Source organism: Acidimicrobiales bacterium, from assembly GCA_036399815.1.
Taxonomy (GTDB): Bacteria; Actinomycetota; Acidimicrobiia; order Acidimicrobiales; family DASWMK01; genus DASWMK01.
The window spans coordinates 1-7,412 of the sequence record DASWMK010000126.1; the positions used below are offsets into that span (position 1 = coordinate 1).

At 76.7% G+C, this 7,412-nt stretch carries 6 protein-coding genes; 4 read left to right on the plus strand and 2 right to left on the minus strand.

All coding sequences use genetic code 11. From position 1 onward, the window contains the following. On the plus strand, positions 1 to 886 hold an 886-nt coding region (locus VGB14_08730; GenBank protein HEX9992996.1), incomplete at its 5' end, for a hypothetical protein. A 3-nt stretch (positions 887 to 889) separates the two neighbouring features. On the opposite strand, the gene VGB14_08735 is transcribed toward VGB14_08730, so the two are convergent. Both VGB14_08735 and VGB14_08740 read right to left on the minus strand, forming a co-directional pair. Then, positions 890 to 1,591 carry a crotonase/enoyl-CoA hydratase family protein gene (locus tag VGB14_08735; GenBank protein HEX9992997.1) on the minus strand — a complete coding sequence of 234 codons (702 nt, stop codon included), beginning with the start codon at positions 1,589 to 1,591 and terminating at the stop codon, positions 890 to 892. 10 nt (positions 1,592 to 1,601) lie between these two features. Further along, positions 1,602 to 2,837: an MFS transporter gene (locus VGB14_08740; protein HEX9992998.1), complete on the minus strand. Its 1,236-nt coding sequence runs from the start codon at positions 2,835 to 2,837 to the stop codon at positions 1,602 to 1,604. Positions 2,838 to 2,936: 99 nt separating this feature from the next. On the opposite strand from VGB14_08740, the gene VGB14_08745 reads away from it, so the two are divergent. The 3 genes from VGB14_08745 to VGB14_08755 all read left to right on the plus strand — a co-directional run. Continuing rightward, positions 2,937 to 4,628 carry an ATP-binding protein gene (locus VGB14_08745; GenBank protein HEX9992999.1) on the plus strand — a complete coding sequence of 564 codons (1,692 nt, stop codon included), beginning with the start codon at positions 2,937 to 2,939 and terminating at the stop codon, positions 4,626 to 4,628. Next, positions 4,625 to 5,776, plus strand: a complete 1,152-nt coding sequence (gene sbcD / locus VGB14_08750) for an exonuclease subunit SbcD (GenBank protein HEX9993000.1) — start codon at positions 4,625 to 4,627, stop codon at positions 5,774 to 5,776. The genes VGB14_08745 and sbcD overlap by 4 nt, the downstream gene beginning before the upstream one ends. Continuing rightward, positions 5,776 to 7,412: SMC family ATPase (locus VGB14_08755; protein HEX9993001.1), on the plus strand; the 1,637-nt coding region annotated here is incomplete at its 3' end. The genes sbcD and VGB14_08755, both read left to right, overlap by 1 nt.

Here is a 7,412-nt window from a genome sequence, read left to right on the forward strand (position 1 = left end):
CGGGGACGGGGCCGCCGCGACGACCCATGTCGCCCCGGCGGCGACGGTCGCCGCGCCCCTCCTGCCCATGAGCGGTGAGCCGGTGGCCGAGGCCGCGCCGCCGCCCGTCCAGCGCCGCCCGGTCCGTCGGGCCGTCGCCCCGCCGCGCCGCCGCGGCACCGGCGGGTGGGGGTGGGCGATCGCGCTCCTCGCCGTCGTCGCGCTCCTCGCCGTCGGGTTCGCGGCCGTCGCCGCGCTCCGTGACGACGACGGCGGCGACGACGTAACCGCGGGCGGGCCGTCGTCGAGCACCACGGAGACGACCGCGCGGGCGGGCAGCAGCACGACGGCCCCGCCGACCACCACCGAGACGACGGCCGCGCCGACCACGACCGCGGCGCCGACCACGACCGCGACGACGGCCGCGCCGACGACCGTGACGACCGCGGCGCCGCCGCCGTCCGGTGTCCCCGACGGGTGGACGACCTACACCGAGCCGACCACCGGCTTCGTGCTCCCGCACCCGCCGGATTGGCAGCAGGTGGAGGCCGGCGCCAACCGCGTCCGCTTCCGCGACCCGTCGAACGGCGACAGCGTGCTCGTCGAGTGGACCGGCGACCCGGGCCCGTCGGCGCTCGGCGCCTGGCAGGAGCAGGCCCCGAACTTCGCCAGGACGCACGAGGGCTACCAGGAGATCCGCCTGGAGCAGGTCGAGTACCGGGGCTTCGATGCCGCCGTCTGGGAGTTCACCTGGGTCGACGACGGCACCCGGCTCCACGCCACCGACCTCGGCGTGGTGACCGGCGACTACGGGTTCGCGCTGTTCTCCGTCGCCGCCGACAGCCGGTGGGGCGAGGCGAACGAGACGTTCACCACCATCGCCGAGACGTTCACCCCGCCGTCATAGGCATCACCCCGTCGGCGGGCCGATGACGGCGAGGTCCTCGTCGAGCGACGCCCGGATGTGCGCGACCGTGGCGGCCCGGACGCGCTCCTTGCTCAGGGCGAAGGCGCCCCGGGGCAGCTCGGCCAGGCGGCTCGCCTCCGCGATCGCCTCGCCCACGAGGTCGTCGGCGGCAACGGCGCGGTCCAGGTAGCCGGCGTCCACCGCCTCGCCCACCCCCATCAGCCGCGCGAGGAGGGTCGCCCCGGTGAGGCGCCGCGGGTCGAGGCGGGCCCTCGCCAGCTCGATGGCGAACACCGGGAGGCCGAGCCCGATGGCCACCTCGTTGAGGCCGATGCGGGCCTCCACGTCGGCCCCGATGCGGACGTCCGAGGCGAGGAGGAGCAGGGCCCCGGCGGCGACCGCCGACCCCGTGCACGCGGCGACCACCGGCAGCGGCGAGGTCCACATCCGCAGGAGCAGCTCGGCGCCGTCGCCGACGAGCGACCGGGTGGCGTCGCCGCCCTGGCGCATCACCGAGAGGTCGAACCCCGCGCAGAAGCGCCCCGGGCGCCCGACCAGCACCACCGCGCCCGACTCGGCCTCCGCCCGGTCGAAGGCCGACTGGAGGGCGGCGATGAGCTCCGGGGTGAGCGCGTTGGCCCGGCCGTCGTCGATGGTGAGGACGGCGACGGGCCCCTCGGTCGTCGTGGTGAGCGCGTCGGTCACGGCGGCGACCCTAGGCGGACGACGCGGCGACGGCCGCCTGGGGCAGGGCGACCGGCCTCGCGCCGAGGCGGCCCCGGTTGACCCGGGCGAGCGCGGCGCCGGCGGTGGCCGCCACGCAGGCGACGAGGAACCCGCCCCTCGCCCCGCCGGCGTCGATCACCAGGCCACCGAGCGCGTTCCCGAGGGCGGCGCCCGACATGAACCCGGTGGACGCCCACGTGAACGCCTCGGTCAGCGTGCCGGGCGGCGCCGACCGGTCGATGAGCAGGTACCCGCAGGCGACGGTCGGCGCGATCGTCACCCCGGAGACGAGCAGCAGCGCCCCCATCGGCACCCACCCCCCGGCGACCGAGAGGGGCGCGATCCCGACGGCCAGGGCGGTGACGAGCACGGTGTAGCGCCGGGCCGGGTCGTTCCCCCACGAGCGGGCGCCGTAGGCGAGGCCGCCGACCATGCTGCCCACGGCCCACACCGCCAGCAGCGCCCCGGCGCCGGCGCGGTGCCCGAGGCCCTCGGCGAACGCCGGCATGGCGACCTCGGCGGTGCCGAAGGCGACGGCGACCAGCGCCAGCGAGCCGAGGATGACGCGGAGGCCGGGGCTGGCGAGGGGCCCGACCCAGCCGCCGGAGGTCCCGGCCGGGCGGGGCGCCGGCCGCCAGGACCGTGACGCGGGCGAGCCGGCGAAGGAGAGCACGCCCATGGCCACCAGCACGGCGACCGCGCCGACGGCGAGCGCCGGCGACGCCGCCGAGGCGATGCCGACCGCGAGGAGCGGCCCGACGATCCAGATCAGCTCCTGGACCGTCGACTCGAGGGCGAAGGCGGCCTGGAGGCGCCCGTCGTCGTCCATCAACGTCGACCACAGCGCCCGCAGGCACGGGGCGAGCGGTGGGGTGGACGCCCCGGCGACGGCGGCCAGAGCGACCATCCCGCCCGTGCCGAGGCGGTCGGCGAGGGCGGCGAGCGTGACGAACGCGGCGGCGTTGACCGAACCGGCGAGCAGGAGCACCCGCGTCTGCCCGACCCGGTCCACCAGCCGGCCGAGTGCCGGGGCGGCGAGGCCGGTGGCGATGGCGAGGGTGCCCGTGACCAGCCCGGCCGCCGCGTAGGAGCCGCCGCCGTCCCTCACGAGCAGCACGAGGGCGAGCCCCGCCATGCCGCCCGGGACCCGCCCGAGGATGCCGGCGGCCAGCAGCCGGGGCACGTGTCGGGTGCCGAGGACGTCGCGATAGGCGTGGCTCCTCACGCCGACCATCCTGCCGACCCCCTGTGACACTTACGACCCGAGCTGGTGGGAGGGCGGGTCACCCGGTCCTGTCACACCCCGTTGGTACCGTCGCTCCCGATGGACGAGACCGCCGTCGGCCGGGTGCTCGGCACCGAGGACGCCACCCCGCTCGAGTTCTGGGTGGGGGTCTCGCCGGACGCGTACCTGCAGCTGGACGACGTCGTCGCGCTCGAGCGCCGCCTGCCGGGGGCGGAGGAGCCGGTGCGCCTCTACGGCGTCGTCGCCCAGGTGAGGGCTCGCCACGAGGGGGCCCGGTTCGACAGCGACGTCTTCCTCATCCACGAGGGGGTCCTGCCGGCCGAGGTCAGCGAGGCGGCCCTCGTGCAGACCACCCGCTTCGAGCCCGAGGTCTACGTCCCGCCGCGGCCGGGCGACGCCGTGCGCCGGGCCACGGGCGACGACCGCGAGCAGGCCCTGTTCTTCGACGGGATGACCCGCCGGCTGCCGGCCGGCCTCAGCCGGGACGACCAGCCCGTCTACGTCAACCTGGACTTCCTCGACGGCACGAGGGGCGCGCACGTCAACATCAGCGGCGTCTCCGGGGTCGCCACGAAGACGACCTATGCCACCTTCCTGCTCTACGGCCTGTTCACCTCGGGCGTGCTCGGCGCCGAGGCGGCCAACACGAAGGCGCTGATCTTCAACGTCAAGGGCGAGGACCTGCTCTTCCTCGACCACCCCAACCGCGACCTGGACGAGGCCGACGGCGCCCGCTACCTCGCCCTCGGCCTCCAGCCCGGCGCCTTCCCGGACGTGGACGTGCTCGCCCCGCCGCGGCGCAACGACCCCACCGCCCGGCCCGACGTCGCCAGCCGCACGGAGGGGGTCACCTCCTTCTTCTGGACCCTGGAGGAGTTCTGCCGCCAGGAGCTGCTGCCGTTCCTGTTCGCCGACGCGGAGGACGACCGCCAGCAGTACACGATGGTCGTCCACAACGTCACCGCCCGCCTGGCCGAGGCCCAGCCGGCCGGCGACGAGGGCGCCGTCGCCGTCGACGGTGAGCCGGTGAAGACGTTCAGGGACCTCGTCGACGTGATCGCGGCGAAGGTCGAGGACGACCTCGACGGGCCCCGCTGGGCGGGGCGGGCGATCGGCCCGGGGACGGTGAACGCCTTCCTCCGCCGGCTCTACGCCGCCGTCCCCCATGTGGCCCACCTGGTCAGGGCGGACGTGCCCCACCCGGCGGGGCACCAGGTCCGCTTCTCCAGCCAGGTCACGGTCGTCGACCTGCACAACCTGTCCGACCGGGCCAAGCGGTTCGTCGTCGGCGTCGTGCTCCGCAAGGCGTTCCGGGCGAAGGAGGAGGCGGGCACGGCCTGGCCGCTCCAGTTCGTCGTGCTCGACGAGCTGAACAAGTACGCCCCGCGGGAGGGGTCGAGCCCCATCAAGGAGATCCTCCTCGACGTCGCCGAGCGCGGCCGCTCGCTCGGCATCGTGCTCATCGGCGCGCAGCAGACGGCGAGCGAGGTCGAGCGGCGCGTCGTCGCGAACTCGGCCATCCGCGTGGTCGGCCGGCTCGACGCGGCCGAGGCGGCGAGGGGCGAGTACGGGTTCCTGCCCCCCGTCCAGCGCCAGCGGGCGACGATCGTCAAGCCGGGCACCATGCTCATCGCCCAGCCCGAGCTGCCGGTGCCGCTCGTGGTCCAGTTCCCGTTCCCCGCGTGGGCGACCCGAGCGGGGGAGGCCGGCGCCAACCCGAGGTCGACGTCAGTGGCCGGGGCCGACCCGTTCGACGGGCTGCCGTCGTGAAGGTCCTCCACACGTCGGACTGGCACGTCGGGCGGACGATCCGGGGGAGGAGCCGGGTCGACGAGCACCGCGCCGTGCTGGAGGAGATCGCCGGCGTCGCCGCCGACGAAGCCGTGGACCTCGTGCTCGTCGTCGGCGACCTGTTCGACACGGCGGCGCCGACCGCAGAGAGCGAGGACGTCGTCTACCGGGCGCTGCTCGACCTCGCCGCCACCGGGGCGACGGTGCTCGTCGTGGCCGGGAACCACGACAGCCAGCAGCGGCTCAAGGCCGTCACGCCGCTCCTCGAGCTGGGCCGCGTGGTGTGCCGGCCCACGTTCCGCCGCCCCGAGGACGGCGGCGTGGTCGAGGTGACGTCGCGGGACGGGACCGAGCGGGCGCTGGTGGCCGTGCTGCCGTTCCTCTCCCAGCGGTGGGTGGTCAAGGCGTCCGACCTGATGGGCGCGGACGCCTTCCAGCACGGCCAGCGCTACGACGAGCGGGTCCGGCAGCTGGTCGGCGCGCTGACCGCCGGGTTCGGGCCGTCGACCGTCAACCTCGTCGCCGCCCATCTCACGGCCGGCGGCGGGAAGCTCGGCGGCGGCGAGCGGGCGGCGCACACCGTGTTCGAGTACGAGGTGGGGGCGCTCGCCTTCCCGGCCACCGCGTCCTACGTCGCCCTCGGTCACCTCCACCGGCGTCAGGCGATCCCCGGCGCGTGCGAGATCCACTACTCGGGGTCGCCGCTCCAGCTCGACTTCGGCGAGGAGGCCGACGAGAAGGCGGTCGTGGTCGTCGAGGTCGCGCCCGGCCGCCGCCCGAAGGTGCGCGACGTGCGGTTGCGGTCGGGTCGCCGCCTGAGGACCCTGCGCGGGACGGTCGCCGAGCTGCGGGCGGTGGCCGGCACGACGGGCGACGACCACCTCCGCGTGGTGGTGCGGGAGGCGCCCCGCCTCGGCCTGGCCGACGAGGTGCGGGACCTGTTCCCCGGCTGCGTGGACGTCGTCGTCGAGCGGCCGGACGAGGCGGGCGACGGTGCGGTGGGACGGCCGTCCCGGGTCGGTCGCACGCCCACCGACCTGTTCCGGGCGTACCTCGACGAGCGGGGCGAGACCGACCCGGCCCTGCTCGGACTGTTCGCCGAGCTGCTCGAGGAGGCCGAGGACTGATGCGGCCGCTGCGCCTCGAGCTCGAGGGGTTCACCGCCTTCCGGGACCGCACGGTCGTCGACTTCGAGGGCGCCGAGCTGTTCGCCCTCACCGGGCCGACCGGTTCCGGCAAGTCCAGCCTGGTCGACGCCATGGTCTTCGCCCTGTACGGCTCGGTCCCCCGGCTCGACCGGCGGGCGGTGGCGCCGGTCGTGTCGCTCGGTCGCAGCGAGACGAAGGTGCGGCTGGACTTCCTCGTCGGCGACGAGCGCTACACGGCGGTCCGGGTCGTGCGGCGGACGAAGACGGGCGCCACCACCAAAGAGGCGCGGCTGGAGGGACCGGGCGGGCAGGTGCTCGCCGGGAACGAGCGGGAGCTGGGGCAGGCCGTCGAGGCGCTCCTCGGCCTCGGCTTCGACCACTTCACGACGTGCGTGGTGCTGCCGCAGGGCGAGTTCGCCCGCCTCCTCCACGAGGAGCCGCGCAAGCGCCAGGACCTGCTCGTCTCCCTGCTCGACCTCGGCCTCTACGAGCGGATGGGCCAGCTGGCGCGGGAGCGGGAGCGGACCGCCCGCCAGCAGGCCGACCTCGCCGGCGTCCTGCTCGGCCGGCTGGCGTTCGCCACCCCGGAGGCCCGTGGGGAGGCCGCGGCGCGCCACGACCTCCTCGTCGCGCTCGCGGAGGAGGTGGTGCGGGAGGCGCCGGCGCTGGACGAGCTGGCGGCCGCCGAGCGCGACGCCCGAGCGGAGGCGGCGGCGTCGGCGACCAGGGCCCGCCTGCTCGCCGCGGTGGCCGTGCCCGAGGGTGTGGCCGACCGGGCCGCGGCGGTGGCGGCCGCCGCCGAGGCCCTCGACGAGGCCGAGCGCGAGGAGGCGGCGGCGACGGCTGCCGCCGACGCGGCCGAGGCGGCCCTGGCCGCCCTCCCGCGCCGGGACCAGCTCGAGGCGGCCCTGCGGGCGCACGACGAGCGCAGCCGCCACCTGGCCCAGCAGGAGAAGGGGCGCGCCGTCCTCGCCGAGCGGGTCGACGGCGAGACCGCCGCGGCGGCGACGCTGGCCCGGGCCGAGGAGCGCGCGGCAGCCGCCCAGGCCGCCGTCGACCACGCGCGATGGGAGCACCGGGCCGCCGACCTCGCCGCCGTCCTCGTGGCCGGCGAGCCGTGCCCGGTCTGCCGGCAGGCCGTCCACGAACCGCCCACCGGCCCGGCGGTCGGCGTGGGGGAGGTGCGGGCGGCGGAGGCGGCGGCCAGGCAGGCGGCGGCCGAGGTGGACCGGGCCAGGCGGGCGCTCGCCGCGGCCCAACGCGACCGAGTCGAGGTCGAGACCAAGCTCGGGTCGATCGCCGACCAGCTGGCCGCACTCGGGGCGCTCCTCGCCGACCACCCCGACCCGTCCGCCCTCCGGGCGACCCTGGCCACGGTCGCCGCCGCTTCCGCCGCATGGGACGCGGCGTCCACGAGGGACCGCCAGGCGAGGCGGGCCGTGCTCGCCGCCCGGCGCACCCTCGAGGACCTGCGCCGCCGGGAGTCGGCCGACCGGCGGACGTTCGACGAGGCCCGCGACCGGGTCGCCGCCCTGGGGGCGCCGCCTCCCGGCCGGGACGACGTGGCGGCCGACTGGCACGCGCTGGCGGGCTGGGCGGCGCAGCGGGCCGTCGA